Raw genomic sequence first — 23341 nt, 5'->3', positions numbered from 1 at the left:
TTATTATTTTATATTAAAAATTGTTTTACCATTCTCAAGAGTGATATGTGCTAATTCTTCTTGATCAATCCCTTTTAATCGAGCAATCTCTTCTACCACAAATTGTGTCTTAGATGGATCATTCCGTTTTCCTCTAAAAGGAGGCGGTGTTAAATAAGGAGAATCAGTTTCTACCAATAGTCTATCCAAAGGAATTTCTTTTGCCACTTCTTTTAAGGATGTAGATTTTGGAAATACTACTGGTCCTGCAAAAGAGATATAAAATCCCATCTTCATCGCTTGTCGAGCCATTTCGTAACTGCCCGAGTAGCAATGAAAAATACCTCGATTACCTTTTCCATGAAGGCGCAATAAATCCATTACATCTCCATGTGCATCACGATCATGAATAATAATCGGCACATCTACCTCTCGTGCAATATCTAACTGACGAATGAAATATTCTTTTTGTAGGTCTTTTGTAGATGTGTCCCAATAATAGTCTAGTCCGATTTCACCAATAGCTACAACCTTCGGATGCTCTTTAGCCGTAGTGTAATAATATTCAAAATCTTCTTCCTTAGCCGTTTTCACCTCTTCTGGGTGTAAGCCAACAGCGGCATAAATTTGTGTATACCGCTCTGCCAAGGCAACTGCCGATTCAGAAGTAGGTCGATCACAACCGGGACATACGATATATTCTACGCCGCTATCGAAACACGCCTCTAGCATACGCTCTCTATCATCCAAAAAGGCTTCATCATTGACATGGGCATGAGTATCAAATAGTTTCATTATTTCACCAAGCTTCCTGGTGCCATATCTTGAATCGTAGTTACTTCTAAATGTTCTGAAAAATCAGAGGCTGATAAAATCATACCATATGATTCTATCCCCATTAACTTACGTGGTGATAGGTTCGCTAAATAAATAACTTTTTTCCCTATAAGCTCTTCTGGTTCATAGTAATTAGAAATACCACTAACCACAGTACGTTCTTCTACACCGACATCTAAGGTAAATTTAAGTAATTTTTTTGATTTCTTCACTTTTTCACAAGTTAGCACTTTAGCTACGCGTAAGTCCAGCTTTTCAAAATCATCGTAGCTAATCGATTCCTTAATAGGAGGAATCGTTTCTACTGTACTATCTTCCACGGATTTTCCCTCCTCTGTATTCGTTACGACTGTTCCCTTTTCTTTTTCTATATCTGATGACACCTCTATCATTTCTGGCATGTCAAAACGAGGATAAATCGGTTCTCCTTTCATCACCTTTGTACCAGTTGGAATCTGCCCCCATGTAGTGGCATCCTGTAAAGTAATCTTGTCAAATCCTGTAAGTCCTAATTGTTCCCAAATACGAGGCGCCCCAGTTGGTAAGATTGGTGATACTAAAATGGCAATGATACGCAACGCTTCTGCCAAGTGATACATAACTGCCTGTAACCGTTCTTCATCACCATCATGACTATGTTTTGCCAATATCCATGGTGTTGTTTCATCAATATATTTATTGGTACGACTAATGAAAGCCCATACAGCTTTTAAGGCTTTATTAAGTTCCATATGTTCCATATGTTCCTCATAGTCGGTAACTGTTTGCATCGTCAACGCTACTAAATCTGTATCAAATTCGCTCGTGCTATCACATTTCGTAAGAATTCCATGATGATATTTTTCAATCATCGCTACTGTACGATTCAACAAATTACCTAAATCATTAGCCAAGTCAGAATTAATGCGTTGTATAAAATTAGGTAATGTAAAGTTTCCATCATTTCCCAACTGAATTTCGCTGAGTAAGAAATACCGCAATGCATCCGATCCGTATGTATCAATCAATGGAATTGGATCAATCACATTCCCCAAGGATTTACTCATTTTTGTGCCATCCACAATTAACCATCCATGACCAAATACTTGTTTTGGAAGGGGAAGTCCTAAACTCATCAACATAATCGGCCAAATAATCGTATGGAATCGAACAATTTCTTTCCCTACCAAATGCAAATCTGCTGGCCAAAATGTATTATATAAATCACCTGTTAATGTGTCTCCATCTATAGTTGGTTCCAACGCACTAATATAGTTAACGAGTGCATCAAACCATACATAGACAACATGTTTTTTATCGAAAGGTACTTGAATACCCCAGTCAAAACTAGTGCGAGATACACACAAGTCCTCTAACCCTTGTTTCACAAACTGAATCATTTCATTCCGTCGTGATTCTGGTTGGATAAAGTCAGGATGTTCTTCAATAAATTGTAGCCATCGATCGGCATATTTGTTCATTTTAAAGAAGTAACTTTCTTCTTTAACCAATTCTACTGGTCGACCACAGTCAGGGCAGGTATGATTATCCCCCAATTTTTGTTCTGTCCAAAAACTTTCACATGGCGTACAATACCAACCTTCATATTCTGCTTTATAAATATCTCCATTGTCATAGGCTCGTTGAAATAAAGCTTGTACTACACGTTCATGACGAGCATCTGTAGTCCTAATAAAATCGTCATTAGAAATGTTCAATCGTTTCCAAAGGTTCTGAAAGGTAGATACAATCTCATTCGTATACTCAATGGGTGTAATACCTCTCTCTTCAGCCGCACGCTGAATCTTTTGACCATGTTCATCAGAGCCTGTCAAAAAACGTACTGTATAGCCCGCCAATCGTTTATACCGAGCAATCGTATCCGCCACTGTAGTGCAGTACGTATGACCTATATGCAATTTAGCACTAGGGTAGTAAATCGGTGTGGTAATATAAAAACGTTTATTTTCTGCCATTCTTAAAATCCTCCTTGCCCACTCGCTGCCTCTACGGCATTATATACATCTCGCCGTGATACATGACGCTTCTTAGCAACGATTCGTATCGCTTCTTTTTTAGCTATGCCACTCTGTATAAGACTATATACAGCTTCTTCATAGGGAATATCTTCCGTAGTATCATCATGCGCCGCCGTGTTTAGCGATGTTTCCGCCCCGCCGACAACGACTACAAATTCACCTTTATACATAATTTGACTATCATCCGCCACTAAGGATGACAAATCTGTGCGAATCATAGTTTCAAATTTTTTTGTCACTTCTCGAGCAATCACAATCGGTCGATTGCCTAATTGTTCATGCATATCTAATAACACGTCTCGCAACCGATGGGGTGCCTCATAAAACAATAATGTTCCGTCTTGTGAACGTATGCGAGATAACATTTCTTTGCGATTCGACTTTCGCTTTGGCAAAAATCCAAAAAATGTAAACTGTTTTGTAGAAAGGCCTGAAGCAATGAGTGATGTCAATGCTGCATTAGCACCTGGTAAAGGAACAATGGAAATACCCGCTGCAATCGCTTTTTTGACTAAGTCTGCACCTGGATCAGAAATAGCTGGCATACCTGCATCACTCACTTGAGCAACGGAGTTACCCGCTTGTAGTAAAGAAAGTAAATACGCCCCCTTCTCATTCTTATTATGTTCGTGATAAGAAATTAATGGTTTATGAATATCATAATAGGATAATAAAATGCCCGTATGTCTTGTATCTTCAGCGGCAATCATATCCACTTCTCTTAATACTCTAACCGCTCGATAGGTCATGTCTTCCATATTTCCAATCGGCGTTGGTACCAAGTATAGTACGCCACTTCTATTACGCTCCACATCATGTATTGCATGGTCAACGAATCTACTATCCCCACTCATCGATACCTTATCTTGCTTGGCATTTTCTATATGAATACTATCATTTTTTTCATGTATCCATGAGTTGTTCTCCATACCAGTCACTCACCTCCTTACTGTATACATTTTTTTCTTGATAGATATATAAAGGCGGTTCTACCATAACGCCCTCTTTTCCCCCTTGTACCGCTTCAACGAGTACTAATTTGGCTACCTGATGAGGAAAACTATGAACAAATCGTATGCGTTTAGGGGCAAACCCATGGGCTTCTAAGAGCCTTAGCACATAGGATATACGATCCGCTACATAAATCATCCAATATTTTCCTTTATATTTAACAAGCCTTTTAGCGGCTTGTATCACCTCATCTAAGGATGTGTCATCTTCATGAAGTGCTAACGCCCTATCCTTATGCTGTGAAAGAGCACCGCAGTTGACGCCATAATACGGGGGATTAGCAATGAGGCCATCAAAATGGCGTTCTACCTTATAGGGGATATAGGCGACCATGGGCGATGCAGTGTCTTTCTTATAAGAAGATGACTTACTATCTATCTTATAATCATGGCTTACGGAATTAATGGAATGATTTTGTGTGTTTTCTATCTCTTCTACAGATAGATGCTTCATCGTTTGCCATGTGGCTAGTTGTCGATAATCACCTTGTATAATCTGAATCGACTCTTTCTTTTTATTATAGTCTACACTACATGTTGCCAATAACGCCATGGTGGGATTTTTTTCAACTCCTACAATATGTCTACAACCTTTCGCAGTAGCCAATAAAGGGATTATACCTGTACCTGTTCCCAATTCCACATAGGAATCCTTTGCTTTATAAGGTATAAAATTAGCTAATATAACCGCATCAATAGAAAAGCAAAACTGATCCGACCGCTGATATAATTTCATGTCATCAATAATTATATCGTCCAGTCGAACACGAGGATCTCTAAGCAATCGTCCCGTGTCTATCAAGTTTTGCTCTTTCAGTGCAATTTCTAACTGTGCCGAAGAGTCGGAAAAATGTCTGTCAAAAGGTTGATTCATAGTCTTCCTATTCTTCACCTCATTCATCCGGTTCTGCCACCTCTGACCAAGGCAAATCGATAGTTCTTCCTGCCTCAAGCTGTACTTTCACAGTTTTTTTATTTTTATTAATCTTTACTACCTTACCGATGCCTTCATCGGTTACCACATCTTTACCTACACCAGGTGGCTCTACATCTACAGGAGGTTGATTTGTTTTCTGTACATACAAATCGCCCCCCTTAGCATATAAATGATCTTCATAGTTTAAGCAACACATTAATCGACCACATACACCTGATATTTTAGTCGGGTTCAAGCTCAAATTTTGATCCTTAGCCATGCGAATTGATACGGGCGAAAAATCTCCTAAATAAGTGGAACAACATAGTGATCTGCCACAAGCACCAATACTATTGATAATTTTAGCTTCATCACGAACGCCCACTTGTCGTAACTCAATACGCGTTCTAAATACAGTCGCTAAATCCTTAACCAATTCACGAAAATCAATACGCCCATCAGCAGTAAAGAAAAAGATGATTTTATTCATATCAAATGTGTATTCTACATCAATCAATTTCATGGGCAAATTTCGGTTAGCAATTTTTTCCAAACAAATAGAAAAGGCCTTTTGTTCGCGCAACTCATTTTTATTAACTTGCTTCATATCTTTCGCGGTAGCTTTACGAATCACTGTTTTCAATGGTTGCACCACTGCATCATCGGCTACCATACGAGGACCGATTACTACTGAACCATATTCTAATCCTCTAGCCGTTTCCACAATGACACCATCATGTAACTCTAAATTAATAGTTCCTGGTGAAAAATAATATATTTTTCCTGCTTTTTTAAATCGCACACCTACAATAGTAATCAATCTGTATCCTCCTGTAGTGCTCGATGAACTGCTATTATCAATCCATCAACCACTAATGATGTTTTTACATATAATTTTAACGCCTTTTCAGCTTGTAATGATTGTTTCATTAAATAATCTAAGGTTTTAGTCCGCCATACAGGCAGCATAGTCAGCAATGTATCATGATGCAAAGGACATTGCCATGTATCTCTTGTAGCCCCATAACGTAAGGCTAACATATCTCTCGCCAACACACGAATCCAATGTAATACTTCGATCATGTCATCACGACTGAGTGATTCTGTCCACAACGATATGAGTGTAAAATACCTACTTTCAAAGGACAAAGCATCCATAATATCGACCGCTAAGGAAAGCATCTTAAGTTGCCCCTCGATCGCGAGTTGCCTAACGAGTGCAGGATTACCATGTCCAGAGATAATTGCTTGTTCAATATCGCCTGTAATCCCTTCTTTTTTTAAGGTATCGCGAATGATATCATCAGAAACTGCGGTAAAAGGCAACGCCATACATCTAGATATAATGGTTGGTAACACTGTATGGATTGTATTCGTAATGATAATAAAGTATACATTGTCAGGTGGTTCTTCAATCGTTTTTAACATAGCATTAGCCATGACTGCGTTGGCCGTCTGAAAGTCTTCAATAATAACGACGCGAGGTGATTCACTCGTTACCGTAAGATAGGTTTGAAGCAGTGTATACCATTGTTCTACCTTTAACATAGTTTTCACAGGACGCAACCAAAAAGCCTCGTGTTGGTCCACATACATCGATAATCCTTCAGCTTGAATTTTTTTATCTGATTCACCCTGTTGACTGCGAATCGTATCTATATGGGCTAAATACTCCTTACCACCATGAGGGGAAAATACCTGTCTGCCTATCAATAACGAAGCTAGTCCTATGGCCATATCTAATTTACCAAGGCCCGCCTCACCATAGAATAATATACTATGCGGTAAGACTTGTTTATGAACTAATTCTATAAGAGTTGACTTATTAGTATCTTGTCCTATTACAGAATCAAAATATGTCATAATTCACCTCTTACTAGCAAAATTTATACAACAATAACAGTATTATTTTATCATAGGTGCTATATATTTTCTATACTAAAAGCAATCTACCTATATTCTATCGTTATTCCAACAGGTAAGTGATACGCGCTATGCATAATTTATAGGTTATAGTAAATCTACGATTGCCGTATAGATGTCTTCATGAATAGCTTCTATGGAGCGCATGTGACTCGTTGTACCATCTGCACTAGCAGCACAAGGAATTCGTCGCCACCCATAGCGTTCAACTAGCTCATCATACGCAGCATGCACATCTGCTAAGTATTGGTGATTCTTTTCATGAATATCACCGGTTGCTCCCCCCGTTTTATGTTCTCTATGCTTCATTAAGTCTTCACTAACTAAGAGCGGTACATCCAGCAAGCACACCAAATCTGGTTTAGGTAATTGAAATTTAATAAATTCAAAATCTTCTAACCATGTTAGAAATGCGTGCCTTTTTTCAGGATCCCTATATTTTACCATCTGATGCACCATATTTGATGTAGTATAGCGATCGGCTAATACAATGCCGCCCTCTTCATAAAATGATTGCCAGTCTTGTCGATAGGACGCAAATCGATCAATGGCATAAAAACTACTCGCCACATAAGGGTTGACATCATTTACATCCTTACCAAATTCACCAGCTAAATACATTTTTATCGGCATAGAAGAGGGGCTATCATAGTTGGGAAAACTAACAGCTTTAACAGCATAGCCTTCTTGTTGTAATCGTTTTGTTAATAACGCAGTCTGTGTTGCTTTCCCGCTACCATCGCCACCTTCTATAATGAATAATTTGCCCATGCCTATTCCTCCATCTATACTACATATATCATACTATAGCGATTCACGAATGATTCCCTATAAAAATTTTCCTATACTACCTATATTATACTGCATGATTTGATTCATCTATCACACGAATCGTAGATAGCGTTATATCTGCTGCCCCATTAGGTATATACCCCGCTAATCTCTGACTTTCAATATAGTCCACTACTTCCTTTGTAATTACCTCGCCCCTAGAAAGGAAAGGAATACCTGGTGGATAGTAACTAATCGTTTCCGCACTAATGCATCCTAGGGCCTCTTGTAATAGTATCTGTTTATATCCTTTATAAAATGCCTGTCGTGGTGTCATGGCGACAACAGGCGTTGGTAATGGATGTATTGTTCTCGTTGGCGGTACTATTGTATTGTCTGTACGAATAGTATTAATCATACTGTCACTAATTCTTTGTATTCCCTGTACTAGCGCCTGTATCGATGCTAGTGTATCACCTATCGTAATTAATACTAACACGTGGTTGCCTTGTACCAATTCCACTTCTATATGTTCTTTACGTAATAGCTTTTCAAAAGAAATACCATCTAACCCTAATTCACTAGCATCAATTAACACCTTAGTCAAATCAAAATGAGTAACTCCCTCTAATGAAGTAAGATTCATAACACGAATGCCAGCAATCGCCATTAATTGACGACGCAATTGATTAGCTAACATAACCGCTCGTTCGACTAATACAGATCCCTCTGTAGCCAATTGATGGCGTGCCATATCAAGAGAAGCAAGAAATATATAATTAGGGCTCGTACTTTGTAACATTTGATGTACCTGTGTAACACGCCTATAATCAATGCGTTGTCCTTGCCCTAATAAAATTGATGTTTGTGTGAGAGAGCCTACTAATTTATGCGTACTTTGTGCCACTAAATCAGCCCCTGCTGCAATTGCTTCCACAGGCAAAGCTTCTGAAAAAGGCAAATGTGCCCCATGTGCCTCATCTACGAGAACAATAACGCCATGCGCATGAGCCATCTCAACAATCGCTTCTATATCAACACCAATACCATAATAATTAGGATACACTAATACAATTGCTTTTGCTTCTGGATGTGCTTGTAAACACATTGATACTTCCTCTACCGTAGTCCCCAAAGGGATGTTCCAACGATTGCTATATCGTCCTTCTAAATAAACTGGTGTAGCCCCACTCAATACTAAGGCATTATTAATAGACTTATGTGCTTCTCGTGGAATGATCACTGTATCATGTTCGCCAACCACGCTCATGATCATGGTTTCAATCAATGCAGTTGTGCCATTAATAGAAAACCAACATTGCTTTGCACCGTATACATCAGCGGTTAACATCTGCGCTTCCCGTAAAACTCCCTCTGGTTCATGCAAATCATCTAATGCATACATGACACCTAAATCATAGGCCAACGTATCGCCTAACCACCGTTTAAGTGACTTAGGAGCTTCTCGCCCCAACTTATGACCTGGTGTATGAAATGGCACAAAGCATTCTGCTTTATACGCTTCTAAGGCCTCTACAAAAGGCATTCGTTTCTGTTTATTTATATCCATATCTACTGTCCATTATCTACCATTTATCACTCCATGCCAGCTTGATGTGATTGTTTGTAGGAAATCTATCGTATAGTAATATTCTACAAACCACTCGTTGCTACTAGCATATATTCTTTTTTATTATATAACAAATATCTCGTTAGAACGATAAAAAAGTAGTCATTCTTTCATAGAGCAGACAATATCATCCATATAGGCCTACCTTATAACGTTTTATAAGAAATGTAAACTAGCGATGATCCTAGATATAATCTATTTTCATCGCTAGTAAAAATACTGCTGTAATCCTATCAACTACATGTATATTCATAGATACAACAGCACCTATTACATGTAACGCTATACGATTAACGACTTAGGCATCATTGACAGCAATGATACCTAAGTCGTTACCTATATACATATTAAGTTTCTATCATCTATCACAATCTATAGTCCATACGACGGAATATGCACATAAAAGAACGTAAACGATCAATTATGTATGCCGTTTTCCCTTTTTAGGATTATACAAGTTCATTCCTTTATCAATACCTACTTCTATAGTCCCCAAAACGGCTTTTGCCATATTGGTAACTCCCTCAGTAATGGTATGCTCTTGTTCTTCTGTAAAGGGTGATAATACATGATCAACAACAGTCCATTTTGGCAAAGGACGTCCTATCCCCACACGAAACCGCGGAAATTCTTCGGTGCCTAAATGAAGAATTAAAGACTTAATGCCATTGTGTCCACCAGCACTACCATTTGGTCGAATGCGTAGCTTTCCCACAGGTAAATCCATATCATCATAGATACAATAGACATCAGCAGGATCTATTTTATAATATCTCATTAAAGACCCTACCGCTTCACCACTATTATTCATAAATGTTTGTGGCTTTACTAACAGCACTTTTTCTCCAGCTACCGTACTAGTACATACATCGGCCTTTTTCTCTTCCCGCCACGGTGTATGGGAGAGAGTACTAGCGATCTCATCAATAACCATGAATCCTACATTATGTTTCGTCGCTTCATACTGTTTGCCAGGATTTCCTAAGCCTACTACTAATTTCACAAAATCACCTATTATTTGTCAAATAAATTACTTACCGATACTTCGTGGAAAATACGCATAATTGCTTCGCCTAACAATGGAGCTACTGATAAACTTGTAATCGTATGTAAGTTCTTAGCTTCTGGAGGCAAAGGAATTGTATTAGTTAAAATCAATTCACTAATATTAGAATTAGCAATGCGTTCACAAGCAGGATTTGTTAATACCCCATGTGTCACACAAGCAGTAACTGATTTGGCGCCAAATTCTTGTAACGCTTTAGCACCTTCTACTAATGAGCCAGCTGTATCGACAATATCATCGATAACAATACAGTTCTTACCCTCCACATTACCAATTAAATTCATAACCTTTGCCACACCTGGTTCAGGTCGTTTTTTCTCGATAATAGCAATCGGTGCATCGATGCGATCGGCTAAATCACGAGCACGCGTAACACCGCCTAAATCAGGAGATACAACAATGACATCTTTCATTTGTTTCTCATTAATATATTTAGCAATGATACCAGCACCGAGCAAATGGTCTACAGGTACATTGAAAAAGCCCTGGATTTGACCTGCATGCAAATCAATTGTCACAAGACGAGTAATACCTGCAGTTTGCATTAAATCGGCTACCAACTTGGATGTAATTGGTTCACGACCACGGGTTTTTCGATCTTGTCGCGCATACCCATAATAAGGTACCACGGCTGTAATATGACGTGCAGAAGCACGTTTTAATGCATCTGCAATAACTAGTAGTTCCACTAAATTATCATTAACAGGATAACTAGTTGGTTGCACAACGAAAACATCTTTACCGCGAACACTTTCGTCAATCATAACCTGTACTTCACCATTATTAAAGCGACCAACATGAGCTTTACCCAAAGGCAATCCTAAATAATCACAAATTTCTTTTGCCAATTCTGGATTCGCGTTACCTGTGAAAATTTTTAGTTTTTTGCCGTCTTCAAATGCCATTTTCAATACCTCTTTAGCCTTACTGATAAACACCTATTTATACATATAATGTACTACATCTTTATATTGTATACTATTTTACGAAAAATTGTAATGCGTTTTACTATTTTCAAAAAATATTTCTATTTGCTTTGCTTTTTAAAAGTATCTTCTGTTACCCAATGTTCTTTTATAATTTGTTTACTGCGTCCTACAGCTAATGCCTTAGATGGTACATTTTTAGTAATCGTAGATCCAGCACCGATATAGCTATATTCGCCAACAGTTACAGGCGCCACCAAATTACTATTGCAGCCTACAAACGCACCATTTCCTATGGTAGTGCGATGTTTAATTTTACCGTCATAATTAACAGTAATACTCCCACAACCGATATTAACACCACTGCCTATGTCGCTATCTCCAATATAGGATAAATGAGGTAATTTAGTGCCTTCACCGACATGACTATTTTTTACTTCCACAAAATTGCCAATATGAACTGTATCGTAAATAACAGTATTAGGCCTTAAATGTACATAGGGACCAATATCTGTATTATTTTTAATTTCACAGTCATGACCATAGGTAAAATGAATTGTATTACCATCGCCTACAGTCACATTAGTAAGTCGTGTATGCGGCCCAATCTGACATTCTCTACCAATGATGGTGTGTCCCTCCAAGATAGTTCCTGGATATAATATAGTATCTTGTCCTACAGTCACTTCTGGGGCTACATAGGTGTTAAGAGGATCAATAATAGTCACTCCCGACTCCATTAATTCACGATTTTTACGATGTTTCAAAATAGCTTCCGCTTCTGCTAATTGTGCTCGTGAGTTAACACCTAACGATTCTTCAAAATCATCTGTTACATAGGCACTGACGCATTCACCAGCATTCACTAAAATGCTAATCACATCGGTAATATATAATTCTCCTTGTGCATTATCATCAGACAATTGTGCTAAACAAGGCCATAATTTATGACTATCAAAGGCATACATACCTGTATTTACTTCCGTTACCGCTAATTCCTCTGGTTTACCATCCTTTTGTTCCACGATGCGAAGCACATGTCCTCGATCATCACGGATAATTCTTCCATACCCAGTAGGATCTGGCATATGTGCCGTTAATACAGTCGCTGCTGCATGCATCGCATCATGTGTTTCTAGCAAAGCTTGTAAGGTTTCCCGTTTCACTAGTGGCGTATCGCCACACAATACTAAAATAGTGCCATCAAATGTTTCTAACATCGGCTGTGCTTGTTTAACTGCATGACCTGTACCTTTTTGTTCCTCTTGTACCACAAAATCAGCTCTATCACCGATATAGTCTTTCACCATATCACCGCCAAAGCCAATGACAATAATGTTTTTCTCTGTACCCAAGGATTGTACCGTATCTAGCACTCGTTCCACCATAGCTTTACCAGCCACTTTATGCAGTACCTTTGGCAACTTGGATTTCATACGAGTTCCTTTGCCTGCAGCTAAAATTAATGCGCCTATATCTTTCATATATCCTCCTGCCATTCACATCGTACCAATTACTTTCCATTACGTGTATATCATCGATTATTCTATGTCCTATCAACCGCATCAAATATGGGTTCTATGTGAATTTTTTTCGTTTGTTCATCGATACTGTAAAACGTAAATAGTGCTTCATAATCATTCACCAATTTAGGGCTAGGGCTTTGGGTCGCTACTAATACACCTGTACCTACAACGACACCATTCATTTCTGCCACTAATTCTGCCAACCCCTTCGCTGTACCCCCAGCTTTCATAAAGTCATCAATAATTAATACTCGTGCATGAGGGGGAATGGCACGCTTCGTTAATGACATAGTTTGAATGCGTCCCGACGATCCTGTTACATAATTAATGCTAATCGACGACCCCTCTGTAACCTTGCTATCACGCCGTGCAATCACCAACGGTTTATTAAATGCTCGTGCCACCATAACCGCCAACGGAATTCCCTTGGTTTCCACCGTCATAATATAATCCGGATGAGAGGTAGCAAACCGAGTCATAATAATTTCACCTAACCGACTCACCACATGCCAATCATAGAGAATGTCAGACATGTAAATAAAGCCGCCTGGAATAATACGATCCGACGTCATCAATCGTTGGTATACATCCTCAAGTACTTGATTGGCTCGTTCTCCCTTGCGATAAGGAATAAACCGCACACCACCTGCTGCACCAGCTACAGTTTCCAATGTACCTAATTCAAAATGTTTCAATGATTCTTTTACAGAAGATAAATCTTCACTTAATGTGGACTTAGCAATATTAAAAAAATCACAAAATGTATTGAGCGAAATAAGTCTTTGTGGGGAATCCACTAATAATTTGGTTAAAGCAACCATCCGATTCACACGTTTTACCTTTTCCACAAATATCCCCCTTTACATCACTTCTTGGTAATATGTATTTCATACGTATCTAAAGTATTATACACTACTTGTCTATGATTATCAATCATTTTTAGCATATCACAAAATGTAAAAGAAATATATGATAAAATGCACGAAAACTACGGCCTTGTCCTGGCATTTCATTCTGAGTATTCTTGCCGAACAACCGTTTTAAAAACATTTGTAATTCGACTTCATCTTTTGTAATTATATTCGTAAATGAACATCTACACTGCCTCTATATCCATCTTTGGGAACCTGCATTAGACCTACCATGTTTTCTACAACTAAAGCCACAATTAGGGCATCTAACATTTTTCATAAAAATACTCCTTCTAAAAAATATATTCCTAGAAAGATAAAAACCTATTTAGCCCCGTAATTGCAAGAGGTTTCAGATTTTTCTGCAACACGTTTCGTTCACCCTTTAAAGTTCACTAAAAAAATAAAATACCAATAGAAGCATATACTTCCTAGCTCCATCAGCATTCAAAGCAACACGTTGTCCTATAAGCTGATATAAATTACCTCATCTAACAAGGTTTTCCTCTCACCTAGCTGCTATCAACTACTAAAAAGACGGCTATCCATCATATGGATAACCGTCCTTGATTACCTATAACATCTAAGTACTATATTACTTAGCGCGTTTTAATTGTACTATTTCTTTTTGTTGTTTCTCTACTTGTGCTTGCAATTTTGCTATCGCTGCATACAACTCTGCCACTTGTGACACATGTTGTTTTTCAGCAGTTTTGCTATGAGATCCTACACGAACAGATGCACCAAAGGTATAAGCATTGTCGTTACCACCTACAGAGGATCCAAAGCTAAGAAGTATATCGCGATTTGGTTGATAGAATCCGCCTAGTGCTAACGCATGTTCACTCTTATACGAACCGCTAGCTACGGAAAGGCTCAATTTGTTATTTTTATCGAATGCTAGTGGATGTAATCCAGCTAATGCCGTTACCTTAGCTAACCCTTTGTTAGTTTGGTTACGTAATTCATTCATTTCTTTCATAACATTTCCTTTTGGAGCCCCCATAGCACCTTGTATATCATCTCTAAGGCTCTTTATTTCTTTATCGAATTTCTCTACTTCTTTTTCTGCTTTCTCTGCTTTGCTTTTTGCTGCAGTCGCCTGAACCTGTGCATCCTGAGCCTGAGCTATAACATCCGGCAAAGCTCCTGCTTTTTCTTCAAGATTCTTTATCTTCTCATCATGACCGTCTACTCGTCCTTTAAGCACATTAGCGTTGTCTTGGGCAGCACCAATCTTCTGGTCTAGTTCAGGCACCCTATCTGCATTAGCTTTTACTTCCTTTACAGCCTCTTCTGCTTTAGTAAGCTCCTGCTTAATAAGAAGATTTGAAGTTCTTTGTCCTTCTACCAAAGCAGAAGCTTTTTTTATTTCTTCATCATAACTATTTATCTTTTGATCATAGCCATTTATCTTTTGGTCATAATCATTAAACTTGCCCTCATGTTGTTGTATTTTACCTTCATTTTCATTCGCTTTTGTCTCAGCATTACCAGCAGTTTTTCCTACATTGTCAATCTTCCCATCCAACGCATTAACCTTATCTAATGCTTGCTGTGCTATTTCTTGTGGTGTTTGTCCTGCTTGTTGTGCTTGTGCACAAGCCAAGGTAGAGAAAAACGCGGTACAAATGGCAGTGGTTACTATAATTTTTTTCATATATACTCCTATACTCTTAAAAAGAACTTAAACATATTTTTTATCAGTATAACCAAGTTTTGTATGAAAAATCAAGATATTTTGTATGATTTATTTTCATAAGCTATATCAAATAAACATATTAGATATAAACATCACAAGAACCGCTTTATATCTGCATTTTATGATAAAATAATGTCGATTACAATGCATTTTTTATTATCTCATTTTATAAAACAAAACGATAACAAACTGGTGTGTACACATTAGCTATTGAAAATCGCATCGCATGATATGTCCCCCTTATTCCACGAATTATAGATATAAAAAGCGTATTCAAATCAACTCTCATGAACGCCTACCAAGATGTCCACCCTTACCAGTAGATATCTAATCATCACAAAAGCCCCACCCTTTTCAGTATGTCTACCGAAAAGAATAGGGCTTATATGTGATTGATAAGCATGCAGCTAGGTTATTCTATTTCATTCCCATCGCCTGCATAAGCATTTTAATTTGTGCTTTCATTTCTGCATTTTCTGCATCTTTTCTAGCATTTTCTGCTTTTAATGCAGCAATTTCATCTTGCATAACATAGATAGAAGATATCGGTCCACCTTTATATCGTTCTGGAATGCGGTTCGCATCGCTTGTACCAAAACGATAGGTAGCGCCAATATTTGCCATCATCTTACCTTCACCCACTGTAAAGCCTGCATTCACCATAATGTTTTCATTTGGATTATAGGCAAGGCCCAGTGCTAGCGCTTGGTTTCCATCATAGGTTCCGATGCCTGCCATGATTTGAGATTTTCTCAATGGATCATAGCCTAATGGATTCATCGCAGCCAATGCAGCTGCATGAGCCCCCACTTCATTAACCCGTTGTGCATTTTTAAGGATTGCATCGCCGGCTTTAAGAAGGTCTTCACGCAACTCATAGATTTGTCCGCCATTGACAGCATCTTTAGAATCTTTTGCAATCGCCCCATCTTTAACATTGGTGAGTTGCATCCCATCATCATTTGGACCTACTGGTGGTTTAAGACTCATTTTAATGGCACCGCCACTTACTGGTTTTACCTCATTACCATTATTTTGTTCTTTCGTAAGCGGTTCACCGTTATCGTTTAACTCACTTTTTTTATAATAATTACCATCTTGTCCTTTTACTACAGGCTCTCCATCTAGATTTACATATTGGAATCCCCCTGCTGGACCGTCTTTAAGTTCCTTAATATCCTTACGAAGTTTTGCCGTCATCTCCGGATCGAGTCCTACTGTGAAAGTTTTGACTTTCGTCGTATCGTCCACCTTAGACGATACGACAATCCCCTTATCACCTGTCACATTGATAAGGCCGGTAATCACTTCTTTACCTTTTGAAGATAGGTCTTTTAAATCTTTCGCATTCGTAGCGACTGTAGTAATTCGATTATCCAAATTAGTTACCGCATCGCCTACGGTGTTTACTTCTTTAGTGGTACCATCGGCTTCATTCGTAACCTTGAAAGTCGGTTTTTCAATAGTGCCATCATCGTTCACTTTGGCACCACCGCCAAGAGCATCTGCAACGCTCTTATTACCGGCGTAGATTTGTGCACCATTCACCGCATCTGTCGATGTTTCTCCAATTTTACCCTTACCCACATTCGAGAATGCTACAGGCGTATCGGTTCCATCTGGATTCATTAATCGGGCTTGTATTTTATCCGATGCTACTGGTGTTGGCTTCGCGCCATCACCACCTACTTTCACATTACCATCCGCATCCACGTCGGTTTCTTTGTATAATTTCCCATCCTTTGCTTTTCTCAACGGATTTCCTTGATCATCTCTGTAGACTACGGAACCGGCTTGACCGTTGCGCAACGCATTTACTTTTTCTGTCAATGTTTTACCATTCAACCCATCAGCACCTGTCATGCCTTGATCGGAACCTACACCATCTGAAGATGTATCGCCTAATTGATCTATCTTACTTAATTTATCTTTCAACGTTTGTGCTAAACCAATGGTGATTTCATTACCTTTTACCGCTGTAGCGATTTCATCACTAGCACCTTTAACGGTTAATGTATCTTTCGTTAAGTTCACCGCTACATCAGGTGCATCTGTATCTTCCTTGGTTTTTGTTGTATCCCCTTTAATTTTTAATACTGTAGTATTGGATAAATCATTTTTCAATGCATCAATTTTATCCGTAATATCCGCAGTCCATACTTTATCCGTAACTGCTTTTTTTATATCTTTAATATCGTTTTCAGCAGTAGTTAAACGAGTTCCCTGGTCGGTAACTGTTTGATCAATATCCTTGACTTTATCTTGCACCGTCTTCACATCAGTTTTAATAGTACCTACTTCGGTTTTAGTGGCCACACCAGTAATCGTAATTTCTTTACCTGCTATCGCTGTATCTGGGTTTGTGCCATTGGCTTGTGATAATGTAATTGTTCCATCGTCCGTAGCTGCATAGGTACCTGGAATGGTATGTAATTCTGCTTCTTTTATCGCATCTAATTTACCATCAATCTTAGTTTCCAAGGCAGTACGTGCCGCTTCATTCGCTTCATTCGCACGAGTGATGTTATCATTCAAGCCTTTAATTTCATCAGCTTTTTTCCCCAATGTATCTGTGAATTTTTTAAGCGTATCCACATCCACTTTATCTTTTACTGCATCTGTCAAAGCTTTTAAATCAGAGGCATTCGCTTTATCTGCCAGCGCTGCATTCATATCATCTTGACTTACCTTCTTAGCCAATTCAGTTTGAATACCACTTACAGCAGTTGTCAAATCATCTTTACTTGCTTTTCCATCCACCTCTGTTTTTAAATTGTCTAATGCGGTTTTGCTAGCAAGACCAGTAATTTTTACTGTTTCATTGTCTTGTACAGTACCTGTACCATCTTCTTGTTGTAATGTAACGGCACCGTCCCCATCAACTGCATACGAACCTGTCTTGACATGCAATTCCTTTGCTCCCAATGCTTTTAACTGTTTTACATTTACTGCATCATAATCATTGGTACCACCTGCCACATTGATAATGCGGCGTGTTATCTTTTTAGTAGCATTACCAATCGATACAACACCATTACCAGAGTTATTAACACTCTCATTCGTCAAATACGATGTTGTATTAACACCTTCCTCTTCTTGTGCCAGTGAACTTTCCCCTAATACGACAGAGTGCTCAATATCAGCTTGTGCCGCTGGACCTAATGCCACGGACGCGTTTCCATTTGTTATTGCCTTTTTACCTAATGCCGCGGAGTCTTTTCCATAGGCTTGTGCATTAAACCCGATAGCCATAGCATAGGTAGTCGCATCTCCCGTTTCCGAGATTCCTTTCCCCGCTCCACCGCGTTTAGCGTTTCCTACATACGAATCTGTACCGATAGCAAGAGAGTTCGCACCATTTACAGTGGCATAGGATCCTAATGACAAGGCATTTTCACCATAGGCGAGCGTGGATTGCCCCAATGCAATCGTTTGCATGCCATTACTTACTGCATAACTGCCTAATGCAACCGATCGAGCTCCCATACTATTAGCCCAAGGGCCTACAGCTACAGAGTTTTGACCAGTTGCCCCCTCATTATTAAAGTTTCCCTTTAATACCAAGTTTGTCGGCTTATCATTTTTACCTAGTGTCCATGTTGTATCTGGGTAATCGGCCTCTGTTTTATCCGCCGCTCCAGAAATTGCCAAGAAACGAGTTCTAGTTACTTTTTCTAACGCTTTTAACTGTTTTACATTTACTGCATCATAGTCGTCATAACCACCAGCTACGCCCACGATGCGACGAATAACGCTCCCATTAGTATCGCCGAAATTGCGTTTAGTGCCCACTGATACAACACCGTTACCAGTATTATTCACAGCTTCTTCCGACATATAGGATTTACCATTTGTGGCACCATCGCTGGCAAGTACCGTAGAATTATAGCCTAAGGCAACAGAATTAGCACTATCAACGGTAGTATTTGTACCGAGAGCAACGGCACCTTTTTTCTGTGCTTTTGCGCCAAATCCGACAGCTACGGATTGACTTTCTTCTACTCTTACATCACGACCAATCCCTACTGCATCATCGGCTACAGCGGTTGGCACACCACTTTTATCAAATTTTCCTACCTTCAAATCAACCCCAATGCCGATGGATTGATTGCCATTGACATGTGATTTCGATCCGATTGCAATCGTATTTTCTGAAAATGCCCGTGATTCATTACCCAAGGCAATTCCAAAATTTCTCTCGGCAATAGCTCTACGACCGATTGCCGTTGAACCAGTCAGACGAGATCTAGCAAAGGCACCTATGGCGATACTTTCATTCCCCTCAGCTCCATCATTATTACTATTAGATTTCACATCATCTGGAACCCCATTGATAGTCATTTTCTCGTCGCGACCATTACCTTTGACGGACATATAATTTAACCCTTTTGTTCCCACTGTAACTTTACCATTTGCAGCAGTTAAGGTAATATTATTTCCTGCTTCTAAGGTTATCTTACGATCCGTTGGAGTAACATCAGTAGATGTATCTCCGTCCTTCACAGTAAGCGTTTGTAGACTCACATTTTCCAAGGCTTTCAATTGTTGTATATTCACTGCGTCATAGTCATTAAAACCACCTGCTACGCCTACGATACGGCGAGTAATCTTACCATTGTTATCACCAGAATTCCGTTTCGTACCTACCGATACAACACCGTTTCCCGAATTATTAACTGCTTCATTTGACAAATAGGCCTTATCCGTTGCAGCTGTATCTTCCTGTATTACCTTCGATCCATACCCTAAGGCCACCGAGAAACGGCCATCAACAGTTGCACCCTTACCTAAGGCAACACCGCCTTGTTGTTCAACCGTAGTATCTAATCCTAACGCTATGCCTTCATGTGCTTTTATTTTTATATTTCGCCCGATACCGATAGCTTCATTTGCTCCAGCTTTTGTGGGTTTATTATTATCAAATTGCCCAATCTGTAAATCGACGCCAATTCCTATAGACTGAGCGCCATTGACTTGTGATTTCGACCCAATCGCAATCCCGTTTTCATCATATACACGCGATCGATTACCTATTGCAACGCCATAATTTTTTTCAGCAATAGCATATTGACCGACAGCAACAGATCCTAACAATCTTGTTCTAGCATAGGAACCAATGGCTACACCACCCGGATAACTTGAACCATCACTATTTTTATTATCTTTAACGGTTCCTTCCACATCAGGAAGTGTAATTTCTGCCTCCTTATTATCTCTTGCATGACTTACTGACACATAAGGCGTATTGGCCTGTATTGGGTCAGCGCCTTCAACTACCACTATATTCACACCTATTGTTAAAGCCGCCAATACACTGGCTACTACTGTTTTCTTCTTACTCGAATGACTGTTTGCCATTTCAGAAACTACAACATAGCACTGTTTTGATTGACTCCAAATAACTTTAAATATCTTATTCATATACTCCTCCTACTTGTATATACATATGTCACAGTATAAGTATTCATAGCATTAATACGAATTATGATATGTATTCATACTAGCTATGATATATATATATATATATATATACTATCATATTTTGCACAATGTATCAAGTTTTTCCTAGTAATTTGGTTTGTATTTCTGTAATTCTGTTGCTTATTTTATTGATGTTATACATATGAGTAATATTTATGTGTATCACCTAGCGCTAACCACGCATGATTCCTATTTATTTCATGATGCGTATAGTGTCATCATCAGGGGTAATGTCTACTCATCACAAAAGCCCTACCCTTTTCAACATGTGCTAAAAAGGATAGGGCTTATATGTGATTCATGAAGCATGCAACTAGGTTATTCTATTTTATGCCCATTGCTTGCATCAATTTTTTAATTTGCGCCTTCATTTCTTCATTATCTTGTGCCATTTTACTATAGGATGCTTTCATTTCTTGGTTTTCTGCTTGAATATGCGCATTATCTTCCAATACTTTTTTATATGCTGCTTTTGTAGTTGCATTTTCTTCTTTCAATGCAATCACTTCATCCTGTAACACATAGACTGATGAAATAGGGCCCGCTTTATACCGATCAGGGACTGCTCTCTTATCTGCACTCCATCCAAATTTATGGCTAAAGCCAGCATTGAACATGTTTTCGTTTTCCCCTAATGTTATGCCTGCATGGAACATAGTATCTTCACGTGTAAAGTGTGCGATACCTAATGCTACTGCTGTTTCTTTTTTATAGTTACCTATACCAGCCATAATTTGCGTTGGTTCTAATGGATCATATTGCAATGGCTTTAAGGCTGCTAATGCCGCAGCTTTAGCACCAGCTTTATAAATATCTCCTGTAGCTTCGTTCATAACGTTGTTTGTTGCATCTTTCAACTGATCCAGATTAACTGCATCGGTTCCTTTTACGCCTGGTGCCACATTCGTGATACGATTACCACCATTATTGAGTCCGTTGAATGTTAACGATACATCTGGTCTATGTTCTTTGCCATCAAGAGTCGTAGAAGAAATCGTAACACCTAATGGAGATACATTAGTGGTTGCAAATGGAGTAGCCTTTGGTTCCTTCGTTGGATCTACACCAGGACGATACATTGTATACGTTGTATCCGTACCACTATGTAACACATCCGTTTTCATTTCCACAGGTTTCTTATGATCGTCAAGTATCGGTTTATATTTCTTTTTCTTGTCATCATAATATTGTGGAGTATGTGTGCCCGTATAGTGGGTTGTACCGTCTTGCATTTCCACATTTTTTGCCAATTTCACTGTCATAGTAGCCGGTGTTTTTATAGTACCATCTTTATTCGTAACAGCTTCTGTTACCTCTACGCCAATGTTCTTATCCGTTAGGTTTGTAGCTCCCCCTTTAATGGCCAAGGTTTCTCCAAGTTTAACCTTCAGAGCAAGATCTTTGCCCTCTTTCGTCTTCGTATCGCCTACAAATTGGCGAATGCCACCAAACTGTTTGCTGACAGCAACCAACTGATCTTCCGTAGCGGCGCGACCCGATACAAAGGTTGGATTTGTTACATCCCATTTCGTATTATCAAGTCCTGTAAGGAAATTACCTGTTGTAGCAGTGCCATCTGTTTTCTTACCATCATCACTAGGGGTAACGGTTTGGTTACCAATCACTACACCACCAGTAACAGTGTTATTTTCACCTGTTTTGCCATTCACACGAATGGTAGTACTTGTCACATTCGTTGCGTTTGTATCGTCTTTGAAAGTAGCACCTGCAGCATCTACTTCGGATTCTTTTTTATCCTTTTTCACAACGACACCCGTTGTAGAAACGGTAGTATCACCCGTAGATACGGTGCCGGTAGTGCCGTTAATCGTAACTTTATTAGCACCAGTACCAGCTTCGACAATGCCTGTTGTACCATTTACAGTAACTTTACTATCACCAGTGCCAGTTGTAATAGTGCCAGTAGTGCCGTCCATGATAACTTGTTTTGATGGATCTGTACCTAATGTTACCGTATCTTTTAACCGAATATCATAATTAGTATGACCATCCTTAGCAGTGGTTTTAGTTAAGGTAAGATTTTTATTCACATCTTTATCTTCATCATTAACCGATACTGTTGAGGTTGCTTCAGTAACGCTTTTTTTCAATTGTTTTACAGTAACCGCGTCTGTATCAGCTTCACCCTCTGCTACATTGGTAATTTTCTTACCACCATTATTTAGACCCTTATCTGTTAAAGATACCTTCGCTCCTTTGTCTGGAGTAATCGTGATACCGTTTGGACCTGTCACTGTGGTGGTTGTACCATCAGTAGTTGTCACTTTTCCAGCTTCTACCTTCGTTGTAGTCTTTCCATCAGTACTAGTAAATTCAGCACTCGTTAAGCCTTTCAACTCTTTCGCCAACTTCACAGTTACCGTAGAACCACTAGCATTCACACCGATGTTATTGTCCGACAATGTATTTTTATCAGCTCCACCAGTGATATGGAAAGCAAGTCCACCAGCCTGATTCAAAGATTGTACCTCTGTGACAGAATTATTATCTGCACCGAACTTGATCGTATTATTAGCAATTGCTTTCGTTGTATCCGATACAGTTTTCAACTGATCTTCCGTAGCGGCACGACCCGATACAAAGGTTGGACTTGTTACATTCCAGTCTTTGTTATCTAATCCTGT

At 39.0% G+C, this 23341-nt stretch carries 15 protein-coding genes and 1 pseudogene; all 16 read right to left on the bottom strand.

Annotated elements, in window-relative coordinates; genetic code table 11:
- Nucleotides 1-3: 3 nt before the first annotated feature.
- On the bottom strand, nucleotides 4-774 hold the full coding sequence (locus P6940_RS04135; RefSeq protein WP_277293281.1) for a TatD family hydrolase: 771 nt from the start codon (nucleotides 772-774) through the stop codon (nucleotides 4-6).
- Complete coding sequence (gene metG, locus P6940_RS04130) at nucleotides 774-2771, bottom strand: methionine--tRNA ligase (RefSeq protein ID WP_277293280.1); 1998 nt, start codon at nucleotides 2769-2771, stop codon at nucleotides 774-776. The genes P6940_RS04135 and metG overlap by 1 nt, the downstream gene beginning before the upstream one ends.
- 2 nt (nucleotides 2772-2773) lie before the next feature.
- Nucleotides 2774-3646: a 16S rRNA (cytidine(1402)-2'-O)-methyltransferase gene (gene rsmI / locus P6940_RS04125; RefSeq protein WP_423839111.1), complete on the bottom strand. Its 873-nt coding sequence runs from the start codon at nucleotides 3644-3646 to the stop codon at nucleotides 2774-2776.
- A 91-nt stretch (nucleotides 3647-3737) separates the two neighbouring features.
- A complete protein-coding gene (locus tag P6940_RS04120) occupies nucleotides 3738-4718 on the bottom strand; it encodes a tRNA1(Val) (adenine(37)-N6)-methyltransferase (protein WP_277293279.1) in 981 nt (326 codons plus the stop codon).
- A gap of 19 nt (nucleotides 4719-4737) precedes the next feature.
- Nucleotides 4738-5580: a PSP1 domain-containing protein gene (locus P6940_RS04115; protein WP_277293278.1), complete on the bottom strand. Its 843-nt coding sequence runs from the start codon at nucleotides 5578-5580 to the stop codon at nucleotides 4738-4740.
- Nucleotides 5577-6623 (bottom strand): hypothetical protein, encoded by a 1047-nt coding sequence (locus tag P6940_RS04110; RefSeq protein WP_277293277.1) that lies wholly within the window; start codon nucleotides 6621-6623, stop codon nucleotides 5577-5579. Before P6940_RS04110 ends, P6940_RS04115 begins: the two co-directional genes overlap by 4 nt.
- Before the next feature lie 147 nt (nucleotides 6624-6770).
- A complete protein-coding gene (locus P6940_RS04105) occupies nucleotides 6771-7454 on the bottom strand; it encodes a dTMP kinase (RefSeq protein ID WP_277293276.1) in 684 nt (227 codons plus the stop codon).
- Nucleotides 7455-7539: 85 nt separating this feature from the next.
- Nucleotides 7540-9018 carry an aminotransferase class I/II-fold pyridoxal phosphate-dependent enzyme gene (locus tag P6940_RS04100; protein ID WP_277293343.1) on the bottom strand — a complete coding sequence of 493 codons (1479 nt, stop codon included), beginning with the start codon at nucleotides 9016-9018 and terminating at the stop codon, nucleotides 7540-7542.
- A 487-nt stretch (nucleotides 9019-9505) separates the two neighbouring features.
- Nucleotides 9506-10087 carry an aminoacyl-tRNA hydrolase gene (gene pth / locus P6940_RS04095; protein WP_277293275.1) on the bottom strand — a complete coding sequence of 194 codons (582 nt, stop codon included), beginning with the start codon at nucleotides 10085-10087 and terminating at the stop codon, nucleotides 9506-9508.
- An 11-nt stretch (nucleotides 10088-10098) separates the two neighbouring features.
- Nucleotides 10099-11055 carry a ribose-phosphate diphosphokinase gene (locus P6940_RS04090; RefSeq protein WP_028257598.1) on the bottom strand — a complete coding sequence of 319 codons (957 nt, stop codon included), beginning with the start codon at nucleotides 11053-11055 and terminating at the stop codon, nucleotides 10099-10101.
- 122 nt (nucleotides 11056-11177) lie between these two features.
- Nucleotides 11178-12560, bottom strand: a complete 1383-nt coding sequence (gene glmU / locus P6940_RS04085) for a bifunctional UDP-N-acetylglucosamine diphosphorylase/glucosamine-1-phosphate N-acetyltransferase GlmU (RefSeq protein ID WP_277293274.1) — start codon at nucleotides 12558-12560, stop codon at nucleotides 11178-11180.
- Between the two features lie 62 nt (nucleotides 12561-12622).
- A complete protein-coding gene (purR, locus tag P6940_RS04080; RefSeq protein WP_277293273.1) occupies nucleotides 12623-13450 on the bottom strand; it encodes a pur operon repressor in 828 nt (275 codons plus the stop codon).
- Nucleotides 13451-13583: 133 nt separating this feature from the next.
- Nucleotides 13584-13793 (bottom strand): annotated as a pseudogene (locus P6940_RS04075) (IS256 family transposase); the annotation flags it as partial.
- A 315-nt stretch (nucleotides 13794-14108) separates the two neighbouring features.
- Nucleotides 14109-15173, bottom strand: coding sequence for a YadA-like family protein (locus P6940_RS04070; RefSeq protein ID WP_038153023.1), 1065 nt, complete (start codon nucleotides 15171-15173; stop codon nucleotides 14109-14111).
- 459 nt (nucleotides 15174-15632) lie between these two features.
- The gene (locus P6940_RS04065) at nucleotides 15633-20636 is read right to left on the bottom strand and encodes a YadA-like family protein (RefSeq protein ID WP_277293272.1); all 5004 of its coding nucleotides are present in this window, start codon (nucleotides 20634-20636) and stop codon (nucleotides 15633-15635) included.
- A 383-nt stretch (nucleotides 20637-21019) separates the two neighbouring features.
- On the bottom strand, nucleotides 21020-23341 hold a 2322-nt coding region (locus tag P6940_RS04060; RefSeq protein ID WP_277293271.1), incomplete at its 5' end, for a YadA-like family protein.

The sequence above is a fragment of the Veillonella montpellierensis genome, assembly GCF_947090115.1.
Classification (GTDB): Bacteria; Bacillota; Negativicutes; order Veillonellales; family Veillonellaceae; genus Veillonella; species Veillonella montpellierensis.
Note: the sequence above shows the minus strand (reverse complement) of the source record. Positions and strands in the feature narration are given on the sequence as shown.

Coding starts and splice junctions, on each gene's coding strand:
- P6940_RS04135 (WP_277293281.1), bottom strand. CDS start 774: ATGAAACTATTTGATACTCATGCCCATGTCAATGATGAAGCCTTTTTG.
- metG (WP_277293280.1), bottom strand. CDS start 2,771: ATGGCAGAAAATAAACGTTTTTATATTACCACACCGATTTACTACCCT.
- P6940_RS04120 (WP_277293279.1), bottom strand. CDS start 4,718: ATGAATCAACCTTTTGACAGACATTTTTCCGACTCTTCGGCACAGTTA.
- P6940_RS04110 (WP_277293277.1), bottom strand. CDS start 6,623: ATGACATATTTTGATTCTGTAATAGGACAAGATACTAATAAGTCAACT.
- P6940_RS04105 (WP_277293276.1), bottom strand. CDS start 7,454: ATGGGCAAATTATTCATTATAGAAGGTGGCGATGGTAGCGGGAAAGCA.
- P6940_RS04090 (WP_028257598.1), bottom strand. CDS start 11,055: ATGGCATTTGAAGACGGCAAAAAACTAAAAATTTTCACAGGTAACGCG.
- glmU (WP_277293274.1), bottom strand. CDS start 12,560: ATGAAAGATATAGGCGCATTAATTTTAGCTGCAGGCAAAGGAACTCGT.
- P6940_RS04070 (WP_038153023.1), bottom strand. CDS start 15,173: ATGAAAAAAATTATAGTAACCACTGCCATTTGTACCGCGTTTTTCTCT.
- P6940_RS04065 (WP_277293272.1), bottom strand. CDS start 20,636: ATGAATAAGATATTTAAAGTTATTTGGAGTCAATCAAAACAGTGCTAT.